This window comes from Actinomadura sp. NPDC000600 (genome assembly GCF_040492135.1).
Classification (GTDB): domain Bacteria; phylum Actinomycetota; class Actinomycetes; order Streptosporangiales; family Streptosporangiaceae; genus Spirillospora.
In genome coordinates, this window is record NZ_JBEUPD010000027.1 from 40,844 (window position 1) to 63,634 (window position 22,791).

A 22,791-nucleotide genomic window follows, 5' to 3' on the forward strand; every position below is an offset into this window, starting at 1 on the left:
GCCCGATCTTGCCCCGGCTAAGAGCCCTCCAGGACCTGCAGCCCGACGACGCCGACGACGATCAGGGCGAGGAACGCCAGCCGCGCCGGCGACGCGCTCTCACCGAACGCGACCATGCCGACGAGCGCGACGCCGAGCGCCCCCAGGCCGACGAAGACCGCGTACGCCGTCCCGACCGGCAGGGTCCGCAGCGACAGCGACAGCACCACGACGCTGAGCAGCGCCACCGACAGCCCGATCACGGTCGGCCAGAGCCGCGTCAGGCCGTCCGACTGCTTCAGCGCCGTCGCCCACACCAGCTCCGTCAACCCCGCGATCAGCAGGAACACCCACGCCATCAGGCCGCATACCCCCCGTCCACGGCGATCGCCGCACCGGTGACATAGTCCCCGCCCGGGCCCGCCAGATGCGCGACCATCGCGGCGATCTCCTCCGCGCGCCCGTACCGGCCGAGCGCCGTGAACCCGCGCTCGAACTCGGCGTCGGGGGAGTCGGCGGGGTTCATCTCGGTGTCGGTCGAGCCCGGCTGCACCACGTTCGCGGTGATCCCGCGCGGCCCGAGATCGCGGGCCAGGCCCCGGGTGAGCCCGGTGAGCGCCGACTTGCTCGTCGCGTACAGCGTCCAGCCGGCATAGGGGACGCGCTCGGCGAGGCTGCTGCCGATGCTGATGATGCGCCCGCCCGGCCCGAGGTGGCGGGCCGCAGCCTGCGCCGCGACGAACGCCGCCCGGACGTGGATCGCCAGGGTCCGGTCGAGTTCGTCGACCGACACGTCCTCCAGCGGCCCGTAGGGCGCGATCCCGGCGTTGTTGACCAGGATGTCGAGCCGGCCGAGTTCCGCCGCCGCCCGGTCGACGGCCGCGGAGACCGCCTCCGGATCCGCCGCGTCGGCGGCGATCGCCAGCCCGCGCCCGCCCGCCGCCTCGATGTCGCGGACGACATCTGCGGCCCGTTCCGGGGCCCGCACGTAGGTCACCGCGACGTCGGCGCCGTGCCGGGCCAGCCGCCGCGCGATCGCCGCCCCGATCCCGCGCCCGCCTCCCGTCACCAGCGCCGCCCGTCCCGCCAGATCCGCTGTCATCCCGACTCCCGTCCACTAAACGGAGAAAGTTCCGGTTAGCGAGCTTAACCGGAGAACTTTCCGGATACAAACCCGTTACGCTGGTGTGCCGTGCCTAGAGGGGGCTGGATGCGGGAGTTGCCCGTGGTGGGGCGGCCGCCCGCCGAGCGCGCGGACGCCGCGCACAACCGCCGCCGCATCCTGCGCGCCGCCGCGGAGGTGATCGCCACCCGCGGGCCCGAGGCCGTCTCCATGGACGAGGTCGCGCGGGCCGCCGGGGTCGGCGTCGGCACCGTCTACCGCCGCTTCGGCGACCGGGCCCGGCTCGTCTACGCCGTGATCGACGACCGCGAGCGCGACTTCCAGGCCGCCTTCATCCAGGGCCCGCCGCCGCTCGGCCCGGGCGCCGCCCCCGCCGAGCGCGTCCGCGCCTTCCTGCACGCCCTGGCCGACCGCACCGAGGCCCAGGCCGACCTGCTTCTGATGGCCGAGTCCGACCCGCCCGACGCCCGCTTCCGCGACGGCTCCTATGGGCTCTACCACCGGCACCTGGCGATGCTGCTGGGCGAGATCCGCCCGGACGCCGACACCGCCTACCTGGCCGACGCCCTCCTCGCGCCCCTCGCCGCGAACCTGTTCCTCCACCAGCGCCGCACGCTCGGCATGCCCCTCGACCGCATCAAGTCAGGACTGGACGCGCTCGCCGCCGGCCTCCTGGCATCGGGATAGATCCGGCGAAAGCCCTTATCAGTAAGGTGCCTGACCGTCAGACTGGGGGAGTGAACGACTTCGATCTCCTCGTCCTCGGCTCCGGACCCGGCGGGCAGCGCGCGGCCATCGCCGCCGCCAAACTGGGCCGCAAAGTCGGCATCGTCGACCGCCGCGACATGATGGGCGGCGTCTGCATCAACACCGGGACGATCCCGTCCAAGACGCTCCGCGAGGCCGTCCTCTACCTGACCGGGCTCAACCAGCGCGAGCTGTACGGGCAGAGCTACCGGGTCAAGGAAGAGATCACCATCGCCGACCTCGGCATGCGCACCCAGCACGTCATCGGCCGCGAGACCGACGTCGTCCGCAGCCAGCTCGCCCGCAACCACGTCACGGTGCTCTCCGGCACCGGCCGCTTCCTGGAGCCCGACACGATCGCCGTCAGCGGCGCCGGCGACCGCGAGCAGAAGGTCACCGCCGACCGCATCGTGATCGCCACGGGCACCTGCCCGGCCCGGCCCGACACCGTCGACTTCGACGACCGGACGATCATCGACTCCGACGGCATCATCCACATGGACCGCATCCCCGAGACCATGGTCGTCGTCGGCGCCGGCGTGATCGGCATCGAGTACGCCTCGATGTTCGCCGCGCTCGGCACCAAGGTCACCGTCGTCGAGCGGCGCGAACGCATGCTCGACTTCTGCGACCTGGAGATCGTCGAGGCCCTCAAGTACCACCTGCGCGACCTGGCCGTCACGTTCCGGTTCCGCGAGAGCGTCGCGTCCGTCGAGCGGACGGGCGGCGGCGCGATCACCGTCCTGGAGAGCGGCAAGCGGATCCCCGCCGACACCGTCATGTACTCCGCGGGCCGCCACGGCATGACCGGCGACCTGTGCCTGGAGGCCGCGGGCCTCACCGCCGACCGGCGCGGCCGGATCAAGGTCGACGAGCACTACCGCACCGAGGTCCCGCACATCTACGCGGTCGGGGACGTGATCGGCTTCCCCTCCCTCGCGGCCACCTCGATGGAGCAGGGCCGCCTCGCCGCCCACCACGCCTGCGACGAGCCGGTCTCACAGATCCACGAGACCCAGCCCATCGGCATCTACACCATCCCCGAGATCAGCTTCGTCGGCCGCACCGAGGACGCCCTGACCGAGGCCAAGGTCCCCTTCGAGGTCGGCGTGTCCCGCTACCGCGAGCTCGCCCGCGGCCAGATCATCGGGGACTCCTACGGGATGCTGAAACTCCTCGTCTCACCGGAGGACCGGCGGCTCCTCGGCGTCCACGTGTTCGGCACCGGCGCCACCGAGCTCGTCCACATCGGCCAGACGGTCATGGGCTGCGGCGGCACGATCGACTACCTCGTCAACGCCGTCTTCAACTACCCCACCCTCGCCGAGTCCTACAAGGTCGCCGCCCTGGACGCGATGAACAAGATGCGCCACATCGCGCGGCTGTCCGGCTAGGACGGCCAGAGCAGGTTCTCCAGTTCGGCGTCGATGTCGATGAACTCGCTCTCCTCACCGGCCGGCACCGCCTGGTACGTCCGGTGGAGGAAGTCGGCGAGCGGGGAGAGCGGCACCTCGAACAGCGCGTCCCCGAACGGGGAGGACAGCGCGATGTTCAGCGTGCCGTCGTCCTCGCCCGGCCAGACCTCGACGTCCCCGTCCCCGACCTTGCGCACGATGCCGACCGTGAGCAGCTCCCGAGCGAAGATCCACTCAACCGGCTCGTCGTCGCCCACGTAGAAGGCCATCCGGATGGCGTACGGGTCGTCGGCCGCGTACTCCAGCCCGGCCAGCAGGGGGACGGTCGTGCTGTCGGGGACGACGAGACGGAGGCCCAGCTCTGCTGAGACGGTGGTACTGCTGTTCATGGCCATTCCCTCTTACGTCGGTCCCGCTGGCTCACGGGTGCTCCGGTGAGCGGTTCTCCTCCTCACCGACATCCCCGCGATCTATGACGCCTAACTGCCTGAACTCGGCCGAACATTCCGGCGTCCCCGGCCTTTGTGATCCATCTCACCCTAGCAAAACCAGCGTCTGACCTGCGCAAAAGCGGATCATCCGAAACTTTCCTTCGCCCTCACCCGCCCGCCCCGCAGGCAGATCCGCACGCTCCCCGGCGCCCCCGACGGCCCATCCGCTGCCTTAGAGTAAATCCGTGGCAATAAATCATGAAAAGGAAGCGGAGCCCCGCCTCATCCACCGCCTCCGCGCCCGGATCCGCCGCAACCCCCTCCTCAACACCGCCTGGCGCGCCGGCGTCTTCCTCACCGGCGCCGCCGTCCTCGTCGGCGGCCTGGTCATGATGGTGACCCCGGGCCCCGGGCTCCTAGGCATCGTCATCGGCCTGGCCATCCTCGCCACAGAGTTCGCCTGGGCCCAGCGCGCCCTCCACCGCGCCAAGACCGCCGCCGACCGCGCCAAGGAGAAGGCCTTCGACCCCCGAGCCCGCCGCCGCAACACCATCCTGGGCACCCTGACCGCCCTGGCCCTCGCCGCCGCCCTGACCGCCTACCTGGCCGTCTACGGCAAGACCCTCCCCTGGAACATAGAAGACCCCGCCTTCTGGACCTGACCCCCGCGAAACCAGCGCGCGACCACCCCAGGACATGCGCTAGAGTTTCCGACGTCGGAACACGTTCCGCAGGGGCGATTAGCTCAGTGGGAGAGCGCTTCGTTCACACCGAAGAGGCCACTGGTTCGAACCCAGTATCGCCCACCCCGTTGTAGCAGGTCAGACTAGGTCTCGGAGATCATTCCGAGGCCTTTTTCGATCTTGAGGCGCTTTCGGGAGCCAAACGGGGAGCCACCGCTCCCAGACTTACGCGGACTTGCTCTGACCGAAGACCGTGTTCATCGTCTCGGCGCCCTTGGTGATGACCGGCCTCAGCTGGTGCCGGTAGACCTTCTCGGTCACGGCCGTCCCGGCGTGCCCGACCAGGTCGGCGATCGTCTCCAGCGGCACCCCGCTGTCACTCATGATCGAGACGAACGAGTGGCGGAGCTCGCGAGGAGTCCACTCGTCACCGATCCCGGCACGCGAGGTGATCAGCCGGAAGCTGCGCCGCACGTTCCCGGCGGCCAGGGCCGTCCCGGCCCTCGTGCAGAACACCAGACCGTTGTCCTGCCAGACCTCACCCGCCTTCAGACGCTGAACGGCCTGGCGCGCATGGTGCCTGCGCAGGGCGTCCGCCGCCTGTGCGGGGAGCTCGAGGGTGCGGCGGGACTTCTTGGTCTTGGTGTCGCCGTGAGTCCGCACGGAGCGCCACACGTACAGGGCGAACTTGTCGTGATCGAAGCCGGCTTCGCTCACCGCCCGGAACCTTTCTTTCGCCTCGTCCCAGGCGATGACGTGCGCCCACTGCAGAGCACGTGCCTCTTCGGTGCGGATACCGACCATCAGGCTGAGCACCACGTAGGCGTACAGCGGGGAAGACTCGGCCTGTTCCAGGACGGCATTAGCCTGAGCGAGCGTGAGCGCCTTGCTCGGCCGCCCGGCTCTCCCGCGAGGCGTCGTGACGAGTTCCGCCACGTTCCGCGCGATCTTGTCCCGGGCCTGCGCATGCCGGATCGAGCGCTTGAGGATCGAGTGGACTCCTTGCAGGGAGCGCGTTGACAGCTTGCCCGTGAGTCCGTCGAGCCACTCGTCCACGTCGTCGGCGCGGAGCTCGGTGAGCTTGGCCCTGCCGAGATAGGGGATGACGTGCTTCTCGGCGAGGATGCGGTTGGTGGTGACCGTTTGGGCGTCGCGCCCCTTGAGCCCCTTGGACAACCAGTCCTCGACCGCGTCGCCGACCGTGTAGTACGCGGTGCTCTTGATGCCGGCCTCCAGCTCCTTGACGGCACTGACGAGCTTGTCCCGGACCTCGGTCTTGGTCTTCCCCTTCCTCTTGAGCCGCTTGCGCTTGCCGCTCGAAGCGAAGCCGAGCGAGATGGCACCCGTCCAGCCGTCGCCTTCCTCGTAGATCGACCCTTCGTACTTACCGATCAGGATCTTTGCCACTGCATTCCTCCTCCTGCCTGTAGTTCGCGAGCGCCTCTATGGCCCCCTGGGCCTGAGGCGCCTGGGCCTTCACCTGTGCCTGGCCAGGCACAGGTGAAGGGGTTCGCCCGCACATTGGCAGGCGCGGACACCTCTCTCGAACTGCCGTTGATCACCTCCTTTGAGGATGTTTGCGCTCCACACTATCACGATCAGTACTCTTTCTTTAACTTAGAGTGAGATACATCTGACGGAGGGTCCCTAGTTGATCTGCCATGTAAGGGCGCTGGTTGGTGTACTGGATGAACGCCCATCAGGGATCGATCAACATCAACCATCCGGGCTGCCACGGTTACTGGCGCCTTCTGACTCACCCCTCCGGTTGCGTCCACGGATGACCTGGTCAGGGGGCGTGACGTCGTAACGTGAGACGGCCACCGCGTGATCCTTCGAATCGACCAAGATCAGAAGGAGAGGTACGCGATGGCCGTGGACAACAGTGTGGACCTGCGGGGGGCTGGCCGAGCAGATCGGGGCGTGTGAGCCCGATGTGTTGCGGTCGATGGTCAAGACGATGGCCGAGGCGCTGATGAGTGCGGAGGCCGATGCGGTGTGCGGGGCCGGCTACGGGACCCGTTCGGACGAGCGGGTCAACCGCCGCAACGGCTACCGGGTGCGGGACTGGGACACCCGCGCCGGCACCGTGGAGCTGGCGATCCCCAAGCTGCGCAGCGGGTCGTACTTCCCCGAGTGGCTGCTGGAGCGCCGTCGTCGGGCCGAGCAGGCCCTGAACTCAGTCCCGGACATGTGCGTGATCTGCTTGGGGACTTCGATCAGCGTCCAGTCCCTCGGCTGGTTAAAGATAGAAGTTGACCCCGACGACTGTCCGGGCGTCGACAACAGAGGTGTGCCTTGCCTCCCGTCTTCCCTCAGGTGATAGATCACGAGGCACGTCTCTGGCTTTATGGCCTGACGTGGTTGGACCCGCAACGGCCGGTGAAATCTATCCGGGACCGGTTGCCCAAAGGGCGAAGAACCGCCCCCGGGTGTGTGGGGCCGACGCCCAAGGGGCGCTAAGCACACGCACAGCGTGGAACCATCCCCGCGTGCGTAGGGCCGACGCCATGACGGGCCGGGACATCGTGCAGCGCATAGAACCATCCACCGCGGGGCCGCCCCAGGAAACGGCGCCGGACGAAATACCGTGCCAAAAGCATCCCCGCGTGCGCGGGGCCGACCGCAGGCCAAGGGAGGCCCCCGCGCCGTCCAGCGAACCATCCCGCGTGCGCGGGCCGACGTGATCCGGATCATCCGGACTATGAGCAGATGCGAACTATCCCCGCGTGCGCGGGGCCGACGCCAGGTCCCCGAACGGGGTCCCGCCGATCGCGGAACCATCCCCGTGCGCGGGGCCGCCTGCGCGCCGGTGGCGTCCCCGCCCCGGCACCCGGAACCATCCCCGCGTGCGCGGGGCCGACCTCACGAATGATGTCTCGCCCGCTGGTGAGATCGAACCATCCCCGCGTGTGCGGGGCCGACCAGTCCGACCAGTGCTTGGCCAGCTCGGCGGCGGAACCATCCAGCCGTGCGGGCCGTTGCCGGACGCAGGAACCACACCTTGGTGGCCAGGGAACCATCCCCGCGTGTGCGGGGCCGACGCCAGGACCGCCGCCATAGCGGCGTCGATCTTCGAACCATCCCCGCGTGCGCGGGGCCGACCCCGCGCCCGCACGTCACAGAAGGGGGGCCGGGAACCATCCCCGCGTGCGCGGGGCCGACGCGTCGGCGTACCCGCAGAGCGCGCGGGACAGGGAACCATCCCCGCGTGCGCGGGGCCGACTGAGTACGGGCGCGGGCCCCGCGCGATCGCCAGGAACCATCCCCGCGTGCGCGGGGCCGACTGAGTACGGGCGCGGGCCCCGCGCGATCGCCAGGAACCATCCCCGCGTGCGCGGGGCCGACGGGGTCCTCCTTGACCTGTGCGACGGATGTGACGAACCATCCCCGCGTGTGCGGGGCCGACGTTGGTAGTCCCACGGAGATTCGAACTCCGTCCGAACCATCCCCGCGTGCGCGGGGCCGACCTGGCGGACCGGATCGCCCTCGGCGTCACCCGGGAACCATCCCCGCGTGTGCGGGGCCGACCTGGTCGGAGGCTCTGAGAGACCTCCTAACGGCGAACCATCCCCGCGTGTGCGGGGCCGACCGGGACCCGACGCCGACCGTGTAGCCGAGGTCAGAACCATCCCCGCGTGTGCGGGGCCGACTGGGTTTTGATGACCTTCCCGACCAGCGCCTCAGAACCATCCCCGCGTGTGCGGGGCCGGCCAGGCGCACGAACTGGTGTACGCCGTGTTCGGGGAACCATCCCCGCGTGTGCGGGGCCGACAGCCGCACCCGCGACAGCGCGGCGGCGAGCCAGGAACCATCCCCGCGTGTGCGGGGCCGACGGCGCGGCAGGGACGAGCCTGTCCGGCTCGGACGAACCATCCCCGCGTGTGCGGGGCCGACACGTGGCCGCTGACAGACGAGGCCGCCGGCTGGGAACCATCCCCGCGTGTGCGGGGCCGACTGCATCAGCGAGGAGCAGTCGAAGCCGATCGTGGAACCATCCCCGCGTGTGCGGGGCCGACGATCCCGCGCCCAGACACGGTAGGGGGACCGGGAACCATCCCCGCGTGCGCGGGGCCGACCCGAGGTTGGGTGTGCGGCGGCCGGTCTCCCAGGAACCATCCCCGCGTGTGCGGGGCCGACATGAACTGGGAGAACTGTGTCCAGAACGGTGACGAACCATCCCCGCGTGTGCGGGGCCGACCGGCGCGGGAGCAGCGCCAGGGCAAGCGTCGTCGAACCATCCCCGCGTGTGCGGGGCCGACCCCGCCGCCAGCGACACAGAGAAGGAGTCCGACGAACCATCCCCGCGTGTGCGGGGCCGACGACGGCACGCGTGAACTCGGGCCGGAAGATCGCGAACCATCCCCGCGTGTGCGGGGCCGACTGATCCGCACGTCCCGCGATTTGATCTTCGCCAGAACCATCCCCGCGTGTGCGGGGCCGACACCATGCTCAGCCTCGCCGGACTCCTCGCTGGCGAACCATCCCCGTGTGTGCGGGGCCGACGCCGGTCAACAGCACCAACGCGACGCAGATCGGGAACCATCCCCGCGTGTGCGGGGCCGACGACGACGCGAAAAACCTCCGTTGGGCCCCGTCGGAACCATCCCCGCGTGTGCGGGGCCGACTCGCCCACAACGACGCCGACTACGACCTCCAGCGAACCATCCCCGCGTGTGCGGGGCCGACGTATCAGGTCACAAGCGGCCCCGGAGCCGGCGCGAACCATCCCCGCGTGTGCGGGGCCGACTTCCCCCACAGCAGGCGGTGCACGTACGACAGCGAACCATCCCCGCGTGTGCGGGGCCGACTCCTGCACCGCAAGCCCAGCGGAGATCACCTGGGAACCATCCCCGCGTGTGCGGGGCCGACAGCGGTTCGGGCCCGAAGGCAAGCCGCTCCACTGAACCATCCCCGCGTGTGCGGGGCCGACCCGGCCTCGATCCAGGAATGGTCGTCCTGAGGCGAACCATCCCCGCGTGTGCGGGGCCGACCGCATCGTCGGCGACCGGCAGACCGCCGCCCTGGAACCATCCCCGCGTGTGCGGGGCCGACGCTGCCGATCCTCGCCCCGATCATCGACATGCTGAACCATCCCCGCGTGTGCGGGGCCGACTGCGTGGCCAAGCCGTGCGCGAGGAGCATCTGGGAACCATCCCCGCGTGTGCGGGGCCGACGCGATCCGGCTGGAGACCCTCGACGGCTACCAGGAACCATCCCCGCGTGTGCGGGGCCGACCGCTGCTCCGGGCTCATCGACGCCTTCGGCGACGAACCATCCCCGCGTGTGCGGGGCCGACGCCCGAGCCGGTAGGCCCGATCAGCGAGACGTGGAACCATCCCCGCGTGTGCGGGGCCGACACCTTCCGGAACGGGCTGGTCTGGCCCCACGCCGAACCATCCCCGCGTGTGCGGGGCCGACTGGGCGTACGTATGGCCGTTGCAGGTGGACGCGGAACCATCCCCGCGTGTGCGGGGCCGACAACGGCACGCGTGAACTCGGGCCGGAAGATCGCGAACCATCCCCGCGTGTGCGGGGCCGACCAGGGGGATGGTCACTGCTGGGTGCTCCTGTTCGAACCATCCCCGCGTGTGCGGGGCCGACGGGACCGTGACCTTCAGGGAGGTGGCGTACTGGGAACCATCCCCGCGTGTGCGGGGCCGACGTGTTCTGGATGCGGCCGATCCGCTCGCCGAGCGAACCATCCCCGCGTGTGCGGGGCCGACGACGCACCGCTGGCGAGGATCTCGCAGGTGGCGGAACCATCCCCGCGTGTGCGGGGCCGACGCCTCGTCCAGCTCGCGGGACTGGTCCCCGAGCGAACCATCCCCGCGTGTGCGGGGCCGACGCCTCGCCGAGGGTGCGCAGGCGGCCGGTGCCGGAACCATCCCCGCGTGTGCGGGGCCGACCCGGGCGCTGACTGCGGAGTGCCTCCACCCCCGGAACCATCCCCGCGTGTGCGGGGCCGACCGGCCGGCGCGGTCCCACCGCATCCAGCACGGAGAACCATCCCCGCGTGTGCGGGGCCGACCCAGGTACTTACTCAGTGCGGTGGCGACGAGGGGAACCATCCCCGCGTGTGCGGGGCCGACCGGACTCCATCGCGCCGTGGGCCTGGCCGGTTGGAACCATCCCCGCGTGTGCGGGGCCGACGGGCAAGGTGGCGTCACCTCGGACGGGCGCCGGGAACCATCCCCGCGTGTGCGGGGCCGACGGCCACGTGAGACAGCGGCCCCGCCCAGGCGAAGAACCATCCCCGCGTGTGCGGGGCCGACCGGTAAGTCCGACCGCCCGAAAGCCCCGCTCCAGAACCATCCCCGCGTGTGCGGGGCCGACGTCCTTGCCGCCGGACGCTTTGCCCCATGCGTAGAACCATCCCCGCGTGTGCGGGGCCGACGTCCTTGCCGCCGGACGCTTTGCCCCATGCGTAGAACCATCCCCGCGTGTGCGGGGCCGACCCGTTGGGGTGTTCCCCGCCGCCGTTTGGTTGGGAACCATCCCCGCGTGTGCGGGGCCGACACTTGCTGACCTGCGACGTTATCAGTGAGAGCGTCGGTTTTCATTCAGTTGGTTTCTGAGCATGATCGTTTTTGACAATAGGAATGATCTTGATCTGCAAGTCGGTCAGGCATCCTTGAAGCTGTTCTGTCAGTGGGAGCGGTTACCTTCGCGCGTGTGAGTATCGAGGGGTCGGGGCTGAGCGGTCAAGATCCGCTTGGGGTGCTGTGGGGTAAGAGTGCGGGTAAGGCTGGTGGCAGGGCCAACCTGTTGCTGCAACATCTCTTGGATACTGCCGCCGTAGCCGAGCTTATTTGGGATCATTACCTGGCTCCATCGATTCGCCAGGCGTTGGATGGTGTGGTCGGCGATGGTAAGGGACGGCGGCTATTCGCTTGGATGTGTGGCATTCACGACATCGGCAAGGCCACTCCTGCCTTCCAGCACATGGATGCTGCCGGTGCCGCCCGCGTGCTAGGCGCGGGTCTGGCCTGGGATCAGCGAGTGGTCCAGCGGTACCGGTGGCGGCACGATCGTGCCGGCGGGGTCTTGATCCAGAAGTACCTTGCGGAGGCTGGCTGGTCGCAGGAGAGCATCGACTGGGTATGGCCGCTGGTCGCAGGGCATCATGGTCGGTTTCCGACGCTTGGTGAGGCAGTAGAGCCGCCGCGTGCTAGAGGCCAACTCAGTGGGCGCGGATCTGGGTGGGACGCGGCGCGCCGTGAATCGCTAGTCGTCTTGACGCGGGCCGTTGGACTCGGTGGGGGCCTCGCGGACGCCGAACCGGCAGCTGCGCCCAGTCGCGCGGTGCAATTGCAGCTGAGCGGCTTTGTAGTAATGGCGGACTGGATCGCCAGCGATCAAAACCACTTCAAGGGTGTTGATGCGTTGGAGCGGGTCAGTTTCCAAGCGGCTCGAGATCGTGCTCGTGAGGCATGGAAGCGCCTGGGGCTGCGCGGAGGATGGGGTGCACTGGCCAAGCCGGATGAGGGCGTCTTCGGCCGACGCTTTGAGGAGCATCCCCGGCCGTCGCAGGCGATGGTGATGGACGTCGCTGCCCGGGTGGACGCGCCCGGTTTGATCGTGGTCGAGGCGCCCATGGGCGAGGGGAAGACCAAGGCTGCGCTCGTGGCTGCGGAGTTCCTGGCCGCCAGGTGGGGCCTGGACGGTGTCTTCGTCGGTATGCCGACTCAAGCTACGGCAGATCCGATGTTCACTCACGTCCGTGCCTGGGTTGAGGCGATCGAGTCTTCACTGGCTTCGCAGGTGGCGCTGCTGCATGGCAAGCGGATGTTCAACAAGCAATGGCGAGAGCTACTGCAGGACCACGAGCCTGCGGCTGACAACCGGTTCGCGGGAGTCGCCGAGGACGAGTTCGGCCTCGACGACCCCTACGGGGTCTCCGACGGTGCGTGCTGCCCGGAGACCTCGGCGGAGCGCTCGGCGCCGGCAGAGTGGTTCCTGGGCGCCAAACGTGGTCTGCTGTGCCCGTTCGTTGTGGGCACGATCGACCAGCTGCTGTTCGCCGCCACTCGCACCAAGCACGTCATGCTGCGGATGGCGGGGTTGGCCGGCAAGGTCGTGATTCTGGACGAGGTCCACGCCGCCGACGTGTACATGTCGCAGTTCCTTGCTGAGGGGCTGCGCTGGTTGGGGCAGGCGCATGTGCCGGTCATCCTGCTGTCGGCGACCCTGCCTCCCGCGCAGCGTCGGGAGCTCATGGCCGCTTACCTGGCTGGGGCGGGGCGCAGCGAGGAAGCGGTTGCCTCGGAGGCTGCGGCAATACCCGAGCCTGATGGCTACCCGAGTGTGACAGCCGCGTGGAGGACTGAGTCCTCTGTGGGTCATTTGGTCCGGAGCTGCTCGTCGTGGCGTGAGGACCTTCAGGTCAAGGTCGAGATCCTGCCTGAACGAGTAGTAAAGAAAGGGGCCTCACGCGGTGAGATGTCCGAGGGAGATGCCCAGGTCCTTTCGTTGATGCGGGACCGTCTTGCCGATGGCGGCTGTGTCTTGGTCATCCGTAACACCGTGCCGCGCGCCCAAGCGACGTTCGAGGTCCTTCGCGCGGAGTTCGGTGATGACGTTCACCTGCTGCATGGGAGGCTCAGCGCAGCCGACAGGGCTGACCGCACTGAGAAGTGCCTGCGGCTGCTTGGGCCTCCGGAATCGGAGGTGTCTGAACGCCCTCCTCGAATGATCCTGGTGGCGACGCAGCTCGCCGAGCAGTCCTTCGATGTCGATGCAGATCTGCTGGTCACCGACTTGGCTCCGATGGACCTGCTGCTGCAGCGGATCGGCCGTACCCACCGGCATGAGGGTGTTCCGCGGCCGGCGGCGATGGCCCAGCCGACCGTGGTCGTGACCGGCTTCTGCCCACAAGACGATGGACCACCAGAGTTCCCGCAGGCTGCCGAAGGGATCTATGGACGGTATCTGTTGTTGCGTACGGCGGCTCTAGTCTGCGCCGCTGCGGGGGACTGCTGGTCAGTCCCCGGACAGGTCCCGCAGTTGGTCACCGAGGTCTACGACTCTGGCCGCCAGATCGTCCCTGGCTCCTGGGCTGCGGCCGAAAGGGAGGCGTGGGCTGACTGGGAGGATCGGCAGCGTGCTCGCGCTGAGAGCGCCGCGCCGTTCTTGCTCACGCGAGCTGGTGAGCATGCCCAGCCGACTTTGGAAGGGCTGCATCGCGGTGGGATGCACGATGGGCTGTCGGAAGAGCAGCATCGCGCAGTGGTGCGAGACGGCGACCGCAGTGTCGAGGTCGTACTCGTGCACCAAGACGAGCGAGGGTTCCACGCCCTGTCGGGCAGACGCCTCGGCATGGGAGGCGTGGCGTCGCCTGATCTTCTGGACGACGTGCTCGGCGGGACGGTGCGACTGCCCTCCAAGTTGACCGATGCGGCCGAGAACGATCTTGGCCCATTGGACGGATGGCGTGATCACCCATGGTTGTGCCACAGCCGCGCGCTGGTGTTGGACGCCTCCGGCGCGGCACAGCTCGGTGACCATACGGTGCGCTACGACGAGTGGCTCGGACTGGTCGTGGAGGGGCCGTGGCGGTGAAAAGGCGGGACGGCGCTGCCGTCCCGCCGCTCCCCGCATCCGCAGGGCCAACGTTCAGCTCATACAAAACCACGAGCCATCCCTGCCGACGCAGGGCGAGAGGCCCGCGGCCCTCGACGTTGAGGTGACTGGTCACCAGAGATCTGCGCTCTGGGCGTTGTCCAGCACAAGGCCGCGTCCGGCCAACTCTGTCATACCGGCCGCGCCATGCTCCTGAGCGAACCTAGGCTTCCCTCTATACAAAACCAATTGAAAGGCTCCTCATGCCGGAGTTTGATCTGGTGACCGCCGAATGGTTAGACGCGCGGTTCGGTGATGCGCAGGCCCCTGGGAACGTGGGGTTGGCGGATGCGCTGCACCGCGCCAGCGACATCACCGAGATCGTCGTCGACCTGTCCACGCAGTGGCCGGCGCTACTGCGGCAGCTTCTTCTGCCGGTCGTCGTCCATGCGCTCGGCGTGCCGGCGAACCGCCGGGAATGGGCCGCCAGGTTCGCCCAAGGCGGCTTCAGCGCGGCCGAGCTGGACAAGCTCGACGATTACTTGGACGAGCACCGGCACCGCTTCGGGTTGTTCCACCCCGAGACGCCGTTCGCCCAGGTTGCTGACCTGCATACAGCCAAAGGCGAGACCAAAGGATCGGGGCTGCTGGTCGCAGCGGAGGCGACCGGCAACAACGTGCCGTTGTTCTCTGCCCGGACCGAAGGCGACCCGCCGCAGCTCACGCCGCCCGAAGCGGCGCTGTGGCTGCTCCACGCGCACTGCTGGGACACTGCGGCGATCAAGACCGGCGCCGTCGGCGACCCCATGGTCAAGTCGGGCAAGACGACCGGCAACCCCACCGGTCCGCTTGGGCAACTCGGCGTTGTCGTGCCGGTAGGCCGGAACCTCTACGAGACCCTGCTGCTCAACACTCCGATCGGAGTCCAGGGACGACTGGGCACTCCGCAATGGACCCGGCGCATCGGGCCGGCATGGGAGTCGCGGGCGGCGCAGGGCCTGTTGGACCTGTGGACCTGGCAGGCGCGCCGAATCCGGCTCATCCCCGAGCAAACCCCTGACGGCATCCGCGTCACCCGTGTCCTCGTCGCGGCGGGGGACCGGCTCACCCTCACTCCCGACTGGGAACCGCACACGGCCTGGCGGGCCGACACCGCGGCGAAGGGCGCGAAGAAGACCACCAAAAAGGCGTCGACCTCGACCAGGCCGGCTCTTCAACGCCCGCTGCGGCACACCCCCGGCAAGGCGATCTGGCGTGGCATGAACGCCCTACTTGCAGTGGAGGCCGACGACACCGCCTCGTTCCACACCAGTGACCTGCTCGACCAGATCCGGGGCCTTTCCGCCGAGGGCCTGATCGACGATCAGTATCCGCTGCGGGCGGAGACCTTCGGCGTGGTCTACGGCAACCAGTCCGCGATCGTCGAGGACGTCCTGCACGACCTGACCCCCCTGCCGGTCGCCGCGCTGCGCGCCGACGCCGACGTCCACTTCGCGGTACTGGAGGCCACCGAGCAGGCCGAGCAGCTCGCGCAGGCGCTCAACCACCTGTCGGCCGACCTGCGCCGCGCCAGCGGCCTGGACCCCATTCCCTGGGACAAAGGCCAACGCCCAGGTGAACGGCTGCTGTACCTGCTGGATCCACTGATGCGGCGCCTACTGCGCGGCCTGCAGAACCTCCAGGATCCCGAAACTCTCGATCGCGGTCAGCTCGCCTGGGAGCAACAGGCCCGGCGGTTGGCTTTGCAGGTCGCCGACTCGGTGCACGCCGCCGTCCCCGAGAGCGTGTTCGCCGGCCGCGCGACCCGCAAACCCGATGGGACACTCGCGGCCGCCTACCCCTTGGGCATCGCCGTGAAGGACTTCTACCGGCGGCTCAATCGCGTACTTCCCCGCACCAAGGAAGAGCGTCAGACCGCTTCCACATCTGATCGCGAGGGGGACTGATGACTCAGCGCTACTGGAACCGCGTCGACACCAACGGCGGCTGGCTTGCCCGCGACCCGCGCACCGGCCGTCCGCTTGGCCCCCCGCCGGGCGAGGACCTGGCCGCGCTGCGCGCCGGGTTGAGCGGCGCTGCAGGAGAGATCCCGCGCATGTGGCGGTTCTATACCTGCCCAGTCGACGACAACCTCGCCCAGCGCGACCAGGTATCAGTGGAACAGCACGCCGAACACGCTGCACTGGCCCTCTACGGCCTGCATCAGCAATCCAAGACCACCTCGATGCATCATCCGAAGTGGCCGCTGGGCAGAGCACTGAACCAACTGCGGGTCAGCGGCCGTTTCAGCGCCCAAGCCGTGGACGCGCGCGTCAACGCGGCCGCCACGACCACCAATCCCGCAGCGCTGCTGATGCGGCTGCGCGGCCTCATCGACCAGCTCCGCGTCATCAATCAGCCCCTGGACTACGACGGCCTCATGCAGCTGATCCAGGACTGGCATTACGAGGACGGCCGCCGCCGCGCCCGCCGCCGCTGGGCCATGGACTACCAAGTCTGGACTCAGAACGACGACAAAGGCGCACCCGGCGAACGCCCCCAGCCCGGCGCCGACGCCGCGTCCTGATCGGCGAGCCGCGCCACCTCACCCCCAAGACCATCACTACTGGAGCCCCCATGCCCAAGCAGCAGTACGTCGAGTTCCACATCCTGCAGACCGTCCCGCCGGCGAACCTCAACCGCGACGACCAGGGCAACCCCAAGGAGGCGTTCTTCGGCGGCGTCCGGCGCTCCCGCGTGTCCTCCCAAGCCTGGAAGCGCGCGACCCGCCTCGAGTTCGACCGCCACCTGCCCGAAGCCGACCAGTCGACCCGCACCAAGCAGATCGCCAAGCAGCTGTCCGAACGACTCAAGGGCCGCACCGGCCTGGAGGCCGAACAGGCTCAGCGGCTGGCCGGAGCGCTGCTGGAACCGCTGGGCATCAAAGCTGGACGCAAGGCCGGCGACACCGCCTACCTGCTGTACTACGGCGGCGGCCAACTCGACCGCATCGTCGACCTGATCGCCGACCGCGCCACCGACCTGGCCGCCGCGTCCGACGACGACCTGACGGCCGCCGTCAAAGGCCTGAAGATCGCCGAGGAGCTCAAGACCAGCCACCCGATGGGCGTCGCCCTGTTCGGACGGATGGTCGCCGACATCCCCTCCCTCAACGTCGACGCCGCCGCCCAGGTCGCCCACGCGCTGTCGACCCACCGCGTCGAACTGGAATCGGACTACTACACCGCGGTCGACGACGCCAACGAGTCCGACGACACCGGCGCCGGAATGATCGGCAACATCGGCTTCAACTCCGCCACCCTCTACCGCTACGCCACCGTCGGCGTTCACCAGCTGATCGACAACATCGGCTCCAAAGACGCCGCCTTGGACGCAGTCCACCACTTCGGCCGGGCGTTCGCGTTGTCCATGCCCACCGGACACATCACCTCCTTCGCTCACCGCACCCGGCCCAGCCTGGTCGCCGTGGTCGTCCGCCGCGACCAGCCCGTCAACCTGGTCTCGGCGTTCGAACGCCCCGTCCCTGCCACCGACCCCTCCGGCGCCGCGCTCGGCGTCGCCGCCGAGTCGGCGGGCCGCCTGGCCCGCGAATACCTGCGCTCGGTCCGGCAGTGGGGTGATGAGCCCGCCCACGCCGCCGTCTCGCACGCCTTCGACGGCGACGCCGACGACGACATCGCCCGCGCCTTCGGCGACAACCTGCCCTTCGAGGAGATGCTGCAAGGCCTGGACCAGACCCTGGCCCGGACGTGGAGCTGAGGACCACCGCCATGGCAGACCAACAGCGGGTCCTGATCCTGCGGCTCGCCGGCCCCTTGCAGTCCTGGGGCGATCAGAGCCGCTTCAACCGGCGCGAGACCCGACCCGAACCCACCAAATCCGGCATCCTTGGACTGCTGGCCGCCGCACAAGGCCGGCGCCGTGAGGACGCCCCCGGCGAGCTTCTCGACCTGGCCCTCGGCGTCCGCGTCGATCAGGCCGGGACACTGCTGCGCGATTACCACACCGTCAGCGACTACCGCGGCCGTCCACTCCCGCAGGCGGCCGTCAACGCCAAAGGCGTCCAGAAGCCCACGTCGCCCGTCAAGTACACCCACGTCACCCAGCGCTACTACCTGCAAGACGCTGTCTTCGTCGTCGGTGCCGCCGGCACCGCCGATCTAGTGGACTCCCTGGCCGCCGCCCTACGGCGACCGGCGTTCCCGCTCGCGCTCGGACGGCGCTCGTGCCCGCCCACCCATCCGATCGTCCTCGGGTTGCACACCGGCACGCTCAACGACGCCCTCCGAGACCAGGACTGGCAGGCTGGGCACGCCGCTCGCCGCGAGTTCCAACGCCGCCACGGCCGCCCGCCCCACATCGACCTACCGGTGACCATCGAGACCCCCGACGGTGACGACGTCGTCCACGACGTCCCCCTGTCGTTCTCCCTGCGCGACCGCCGCTTCACCAGCCGGCGCGTCACCCACTCCTGGGTCTCAGCCCCCACAGGATTCTCCGACCCCGACGAGCCCACCGGCGCGGGCCACGACCCCTTCGCGCTCCTGGGCTGGTGAACCGACCATGACCTATCTGTCCCGCATCCGCATCAACCCCCTGCGGCAGCAGTCCCGCGAACTGCTGTCCAACCCGCAGACCATGCACAGCCACGTCTGCGCCGCCATCCCCGCCACCCCCGACACCGAACGCCTCCTGTGGCGGCTGGACACCGACAACCCCCACCGCCCCCACCTGATCGCCCTCACCCGCAGCAAACCCGACTGGACCCACCTCGTCGAAGCCGCCGGATGGCCCGCCGCCGACGACGGCGGACACTACGACATCGCCGACTACACCCCGCTGCTGGCCCAACTGGCCATCGGCCGCGAGTTCACCTTCCGGCTCACCGCCAACCCCGTCCAGAACATGCCCCGCCCCCCAAGAAACGGCGATACAGCCAGCGCAGAAGATCCCAAGACACGGCAGCGCCGCTCTTCCGTCCGCACCGGCCACCGCACCTACGCACACCAGCTCAACTGGCTGCTCAAACGCACCGCCGGATACGGATTCCAGATCCCCGACGCCCGCACCGACCCCGGCCTGCCGATCCATCCCCTGGACGAGTCCACACCGGCCCCCGACGTGCGGATCATCCACCGCGACCGCGTCTCCTTCAACAAGAAACGGCGGCAGGTCGTCCTGCACGTCGCCACATTCCAAGGACGGCTCCAGGTCACCGACACCGACCTCCTCGCCCGCGCCCTGCTCAACGGCGTCGGGCCGGCGAAGGCCTACGGCTGCGGCCTGCTCACCCTCGCGCCCTCCAGGCGGCCGAATGGCTGACATCTGGTGGAAGGCCCACCCGCACGACCTGCATCGCCTCCAAGACCGGGTCTCCAGCGTCTACGTTGAACGCAGCCACGTCGACCGCGACGAAAACGCCGTCGTGGTCATCAACAAACGCGAAACCGTCCGTATCCCCGCCGCCCTGGTTGCCGTCCTCCTCCTGGGCCCCGGCACCCGCATCACCCACGGCGCCGTCAACCTGCTCGGCGACTCAGGCACCGCCATCTGCTGGGTCGGCCAACAAGGCGTCCGCCTCTACGCCACCGGACTCGGCCCCGCACGCGGCGCAGGCCTCCTCCAGCAACAGGCCTACCTGGTCACCAGACCCAAAGAACGCCTCAACGTCGCCCGCGCCATGTACGCCATGCGCTTCCCCGGCGAAGACGTCTCCACCTCGACCATGCAGCAACTACGCGGCCGAGAAGGAACCCGCATCCGCAAGCTCTACCAGACCCACGCCCAACGCACCGGCGTCGCCTGGAGTCGCCGCGAATACAAAGCCGGAGACGCCCACGCCGCCGGCGACGACCTCAACCGCCTCCTGTCAGCCGCCAACGCCGCCCTCTACGGCATCTGCCATGCCGTCATCGTCGGCTTGGGCGCCAGCCCCGGCCTCGGTTTCGTCCACACCGGCTCAGCGATCTCCTTCGTCCTGGACATCGCCGACCTCTACAAAGCCGAATACACCATCCCTCTCGCCTTCGAGTTAGCGGCCCAAGGACTCACCGAGGAACGCGACGCTCGAACCGGACTCCGCGACCTCATCGCCGAAAACCGCCTCCTCGGACGCATCGTTCACGACGTCAAAACGCTGCTCGCCCCAGCCGAAGCCACCCGACTCCCCATCGACGAGGACATCAACCAACTCTGGGACGAGCAGGCCGGAGCAGTCTCCGGTGGCGTGAACTGGTCCGGAAGCGAAGACCTCATCTCGCCAGGTATGGGCGACCAGCACCTCGCCATCATCGGCCCCGAGTTCGAACCTCCCACCAGCGACGCCACAACATGACGACCGTCATCGTCCTCGTCGCAGCCCCAGAAGGGCTCCGCGGCCACCTCACCCGCTGGATGGTCGAAGTACACGCCGGAGTATTCGTCGGCAACCCCAGCCGCCGCATCCGCGATCGCATCTGGGACCTGCTCGCAACCCGCATCGGTGACGGCCAAGCGATCCTCGTCGAACCGGCCGCCAACGAACAAGGCTGGTCCGTCCGCACGGCAGGAAAGGACTGCTGGAAACCCGTCGACTTCGACGGCCTCATCCTCTCCGCCCGTCGTCGAAACCAACTGAATGAAAACCCGCCCACCCCGAGATAACACCGCAGGTCAACAAGCCTCGGCCCCGCACGCGCGGGGATGGTCCCTCTGATCTGTCCATCGGGTAGAGACGCCATACCTCGGCCCCGCACGCGCGGGGATGGTCCGCTCCCCGACGAGCACGGCGTCGGTCAGGTCGTCTCGGCCCCGCACGCGCGGGGATGGTCCCGGCGGCACCCCGCCCGGCTGGCACCGCAACGCCTCGGCCCCGCACGCGCGGGGATGGTCCGGCGTGGGTGCGGCTGGGTGTGGACGTGGCCGCCTCGGCCCCGCACGCGCGGGGATGGTCCCAACGCGACCGGTGAACGTCTGGCGTTCACGACCTCGGCCCCGCACGCGCGGGGATGGTCCCGTCACCGCCGACGTCGGCCCGACCACCGGCCGCTCGGCCCCGCACGCGCGGGGATGGTCCGGCGCTGGGGATCGTCGCCACGAGCAGGTCGCTCTCGGCCCCGCACGCGCGGGGATGGTCCGCGCTGGGCGTCACCCGCAGCACCCTCACCGGCCTCGGCCCCGCACGCGCGGGGATGGTCCTTCGATCGGGTAGGCGGCGCTCGAACTCAGGTACTCGGCCCCGCACGCGCGGGGATGGTCCTCGGGCGGGCGTCATGCGGGGGACCATGACGACCTCGGCCCCGCACGCGCGGGGATGGTCCGCAGGTCTGACCCATGGTCCCTGCCGAACTCAACTCGGCCCCGCACGCGCGGGGATGGTCCTCGCGGGTACTCGCCAACCCTCGTCGCCACCGCCTCGGCCCCGCACGCGCGGGGATGGTCCGTGACCCCATGACCCCGATCACCCGACTACGGCCTCGGCCCCGCACGCGCGGGGATGGTCCCACGATGTGTCTCTCTTCTTCGTGGTGGGCCCGGCCTCGGCCCCGCACGCGCGGGGATGGTCCGTCCGCCAAGGGCCTGCTCGACAAGGTGCTCGGCTCGGCCCCGCACGCGCGGGGATGGTCCGCCGTACCGCCTCCAGGAGGCGATGACGACCTCCTCGGCCCCGCACGCGCGGGGATGGTCCGCCCCGCAGGTACGCCGACCCCGCCCCCATGGACTCGGCCCCGCACGCGCGGGGATGGTCCCACCCGGACGCCACGCGGTCACAGATGCGGGACCTCGGCCCCGCACGCGCGGGGATGGTCCCGCGGCGAGCGCGAGCGTTCCGGTGAGGATGCCCTCGGCCCCGCACGCGCGGGGATGGTCCCACACCGGAAGGGGAACGCCTTGCAGTTGATCACTCGGCCCCGCACGCGCGGGGATGGTCCCTGCGGGCCGGGCGCGCTCACCGCGCGGCGCATCTCGGCCCCGCACGCGCGGGGATGGTCCGCACGGGATGTGCCCCTCGAGAAACGGCACGCTCTCGGCCCCGCACGCGCGGGGATGGTCCGTAGCCCAGGATGCCGCCGGCCGGGCCAAGCAGCTCGGCCCCGCACGCGCGGGGATGGTCCGCCGCCGCGGCTGCCCGTCCGACACGTCCCACCCTCGGCCCCGCACGCGCGGGGATGGTCCGGGCGACGAGGTCACCGGCTACGAGGTCACCGTCTCGGCCCCGCACGCGCGGGGATGGTCCGCCTGATCACAGGTCTGCTGCCGATCCTCGCCCCTCGGCCCCGCACGCGCGGGGATGGTCCCACGGCGGGGACGAGCGCCACCGTCCCGAGGACCTCGGCCCCGCACGCGCGGGGATGGTCCGTACGCGCCGGGTCTGGGGTTCTACGTGTGGACCTCGGCCCCGCACGCGCGGGGATGGTCCCTACGGAGGTGGCCCGTGCTCCCACACGAGCGGCTCGGCCCCGCACGCGCGGGGATGGTCCGGCGGTGTCGACCGGGCAGGCGCGCGTCATGGACTCGGCCCCGCACGCGCGGGGATGGTCCCCAGAAGGAGTACGGCGCTTATCAGGCCGCGACCTCGGCCCCGCACGCGCGGGGATGGTCCTGGCGGGGCCGACTTGCACACCATCGTCACGCGCTCGGCCCCGCACGCGCGGGGATGGTCCGCGCGACGAGATGTGGCTGGCGATGCGGGCGCTCTCGGCCCCGCACGCGCGGGGATGGTCCCTCCGCCACGTTGCTGCGCACGGTGGCGCTGGTCTCGGCCCCGCACGCGCGGGGATGGTCCGACCACGCTCGCGATCCACGGGCACGCCAGCAGCTCGGCCCCGCACACGCGGGGATGGTCTGTACGCCCACAAGTTCCCCAGCGTCGC

General features: G+C 69.7%; 15 protein-coding genes, 1 tRNA gene, 1 pseudogene and 2 CRISPR repeat arrays. Of the genes and pseudogenes, 13 read left to right on the top strand and 4 right to left on the bottom strand.

Annotated features, from left to right (window positions below):
* Positions 1–17: 17 nt before the first annotated feature.
* Together ABWI07_RS31185 and ABWI07_RS31190 are read right to left on the bottom strand one after the other, a co-directional pair.
* Entirely contained in the window at positions 18–338 is a 321-nt protein-coding gene (locus tag ABWI07_RS31185) for a DMT family transporter (RefSeq protein WP_149263291.1), read from the bottom strand.
* Positions 338–1,081 (bottom strand): SDR family NAD(P)-dependent oxidoreductase, encoded by a 744-nt coding sequence (locus ABWI07_RS31190; protein ID WP_149263292.1) that lies wholly within the window; start codon positions 1,079–1,081, stop codon positions 338–340. The genes ABWI07_RS31185 and ABWI07_RS31190 overlap by 1 nt, the downstream gene beginning before the upstream one ends.
* Positions 1,082–1,189: 108 nt before the next feature.
* On the opposite strand from ABWI07_RS31190, the gene ABWI07_RS31195 reads away from it, so the two are divergent.
* Both ABWI07_RS31195 and sthA read left to right on the top strand, forming a co-directional pair.
* On the top strand, positions 1,190–1,789 hold the full coding sequence (locus ABWI07_RS31195) for a TetR/AcrR family transcriptional regulator (RefSeq protein WP_149263293.1): 600 nt from the start codon (positions 1,190–1,192) through the stop codon (positions 1,787–1,789).
* A 50-nt stretch (positions 1,790–1,839) separates the two neighbouring features.
* Positions 1,840–3,243 carry a Si-specific NAD(P)(+) transhydrogenase gene (gene sthA / locus ABWI07_RS31200; protein WP_149263294.1) on the top strand — a complete coding sequence of 468 codons (1,404 nt, stop codon included), beginning with the start codon at positions 1,840–1,842 and terminating at the stop codon, positions 3,241–3,243.
* Here the strand turns inward: sthA and ABWI07_RS31205 are convergent.
* Complete coding sequence (locus ABWI07_RS31205) at positions 3,240–3,653, bottom strand: SsgA family sporulation/cell division regulator (RefSeq protein WP_149263295.1); 414 nt, start codon at positions 3,651–3,653, stop codon at positions 3,240–3,242. The genes sthA and ABWI07_RS31205 overlap by 4 nt on opposite strands.
* A 287-nt stretch (positions 3,654–3,940) precedes the next feature.
* On the opposite strand from ABWI07_RS31205, the gene ABWI07_RS31210 reads away from it, so the two are divergent.
* Both ABWI07_RS31210 and ABWI07_RS31215 read left to right on the top strand, forming a co-directional pair.
* On the top strand, positions 3,941–4,357 hold the full coding sequence (locus ABWI07_RS31210; protein ID WP_149263296.1) for a TIGR02611 family protein: 417 nt from the start codon (positions 3,941–3,943) through the stop codon (positions 4,355–4,357).
* Between the two features lie 72 nt (positions 4,358–4,429).
* Positions 4,430–4,501, top strand: a tRNA-Val gene (locus ABWI07_RS31215).
* A 102-nt stretch (positions 4,502–4,603) separates the two neighbouring features.
* Here ABWI07_RS31215 and ABWI07_RS31220 read toward each other — a convergent pair.
* Entirely contained in the window at positions 4,604–5,785 is a 1,182-nt protein-coding gene (locus ABWI07_RS31220; RefSeq protein ID WP_353820723.1) for a site-specific integrase, read from the bottom strand.
* Positions 5,786–6,247: 462 nt separating this feature from the next.
* Between ABWI07_RS31220 and ABWI07_RS31225 the strand changes: the two are divergent.
* The 9 genes and pseudogenes from ABWI07_RS31225 to cas2e all read left to right on the top strand — a co-directional run.
* Positions 6,248–6,596, top strand: a pseudogene (locus ABWI07_RS31225) (transposase); the annotation flags it as partial.
* A 798-nt stretch (positions 6,597–7,394) separates the two neighbouring features.
* Positions 7,395–10,897: a CRISPR direct-repeat array (repeat unit 28 nt; unit sequence GAACCATCCCCGCGTGTGCGGGGCCGAC).
* 201 nt (positions 10,898–11,098) lie between these two features.
* On the top strand, positions 11,099–13,939 hold the full coding sequence (gene cas3 / locus ABWI07_RS31230) for a CRISPR-associated helicase Cas3' (RefSeq protein ID WP_353820794.1): 2,841 nt from the start codon (positions 11,099–11,101) through the stop codon (positions 13,937–13,939).
* 263 nt (positions 13,940–14,202) lie between these two features.
* On the top strand, positions 14,203–15,885 hold the full coding sequence (gene casA / locus ABWI07_RS31235; protein WP_353820724.1) for a type I-E CRISPR-associated protein Cse1/CasA: 1,683 nt from the start codon (positions 14,203–14,205) through the stop codon (positions 15,883–15,885).
* The gene (gene casB, locus ABWI07_RS31240) at positions 15,885–16,505 is read left to right on the top strand and encodes a type I-E CRISPR-associated protein Cse2/CasB (protein WP_353820725.1); all 621 of its coding nucleotides are present in this window, start codon (positions 15,885–15,887) and stop codon (positions 16,503–16,505) included. Before casA ends, casB begins: the two co-directional genes overlap by 1 nt.
* Positions 16,506–16,555: 50 nt before the next feature.
* A complete protein-coding gene (gene cas7e, locus ABWI07_RS31245; protein WP_353820726.1) occupies positions 16,556–17,698 on the top strand; it encodes a type I-E CRISPR-associated protein Cas7/Cse4/CasC in 1,143 nt (380 codons plus the stop codon).
* Positions 17,699–17,709: 11 nt separating this feature from the next.
* A complete protein-coding gene (gene cas5e, locus ABWI07_RS31250) occupies positions 17,710–18,495 on the top strand; it encodes a type I-E CRISPR-associated protein Cas5/CasD (RefSeq protein ID WP_353820727.1) in 786 nt (261 codons plus the stop codon).
* Positions 18,496–18,502: 7 nt separating this feature from the next.
* On the top strand, positions 18,503–19,261 hold the full coding sequence (cas6e, locus tag ABWI07_RS31255) for a type I-E CRISPR-associated protein Cas6/Cse3/CasE (RefSeq protein WP_353820728.1): 759 nt from the start codon (positions 18,503–18,505) through the stop codon (positions 19,259–19,261).
* Positions 19,254–20,273 (top strand): type I-E CRISPR-associated endonuclease Cas1e, encoded by a 1,020-nt coding sequence (cas1e, locus tag ABWI07_RS31260; protein ID WP_353820729.1) that lies wholly within the window; start codon positions 19,254–19,256, stop codon positions 20,271–20,273. The genes cas6e and cas1e overlap by 8 nt, the downstream gene beginning before the upstream one ends.
* Positions 20,270–20,581 (top strand): type I-E CRISPR-associated endoribonuclease Cas2e, encoded by a 312-nt coding sequence (gene cas2e, locus ABWI07_RS31265; RefSeq protein WP_353820731.1) that lies wholly within the window; start codon positions 20,270–20,272, stop codon positions 20,579–20,581. The genes cas1e and cas2e overlap by 4 nt, the downstream gene beginning before the upstream one ends.
* An 18-nt stretch (positions 20,582–20,599) precedes the next feature.
* Positions 20,600–22,764: a CRISPR direct-repeat array (repeat unit 28 nt; unit sequence CTCGGCCCCGCACGCGCGGGGATGGTCC).
* Positions 22,765–22,791: the final 27 nt, after the last annotated feature.

Excerpts from the sequence above, each read along its gene's own strand:
- ABWI07_RS31195 (WP_149263293.1), top strand. The coding sequence starts at position 1,190 with ATGCGGGAGTTGCCCGTGGTGGGGCGGCCGCCCGCCGAGCGCGCGGAC.
- cas5e (WP_353820727.1), top strand. The coding sequence starts at position 17,710 with ATGGCAGACCAACAGCGGGTCCTGATCCTGCGGCTCGCCGGCCCCTTG.
- ABWI07_RS31190 (WP_149263292.1), bottom strand. The coding sequence starts at position 1,081 with ATGACAGCGGATCTGGCGGGACGGGCGGCGCTGGTGACGGGAGGCGGG.
- cas6e (WP_353820728.1), top strand. The coding sequence starts at position 18,503 with ATGACCTATCTGTCCCGCATCCGCATCAACCCCCTGCGGCAGCAGTCC.
- ABWI07_RS31205 (WP_149263295.1), bottom strand. The coding sequence starts at position 3,653 with ATGAACAGCAGTACCACCGTCTCAGCAGAGCTGGGCCTCCGTCTCGTC.
- ABWI07_RS31185 (WP_149263291.1), bottom strand. The coding sequence starts at position 338 with ATGGCGTGGGTGTTCCTGCTGATCGCGGGGTTGACGGAGCTGGTGTGG.
- casA (WP_353820724.1), top strand. The coding sequence starts at position 14,203 with ATGCCGGAGTTTGATCTGGTGACCGCCGAATGGTTAGACGCGCGGTTC.
- casB (WP_353820725.1), top strand. The coding sequence starts at position 15,885 with ATGACTCAGCGCTACTGGAACCGCGTCGACACCAACGGCGGCTGGCTT.
- cas2e (WP_353820731.1), top strand. The coding sequence starts at position 20,270 with ATGACGACCGTCATCGTCCTCGTCGCAGCCCCAGAAGGGCTCCGCGGC.
- cas7e (WP_353820726.1), top strand. The coding sequence starts at position 16,556 with ATGCCCAAGCAGCAGTACGTCGAGTTCCACATCCTGCAGACCGTCCCG.
- cas1e (WP_353820729.1), top strand. The coding sequence starts at position 19,254 with ATGGCTGACATCTGGTGGAAGGCCCACCCGCACGACCTGCATCGCCTC.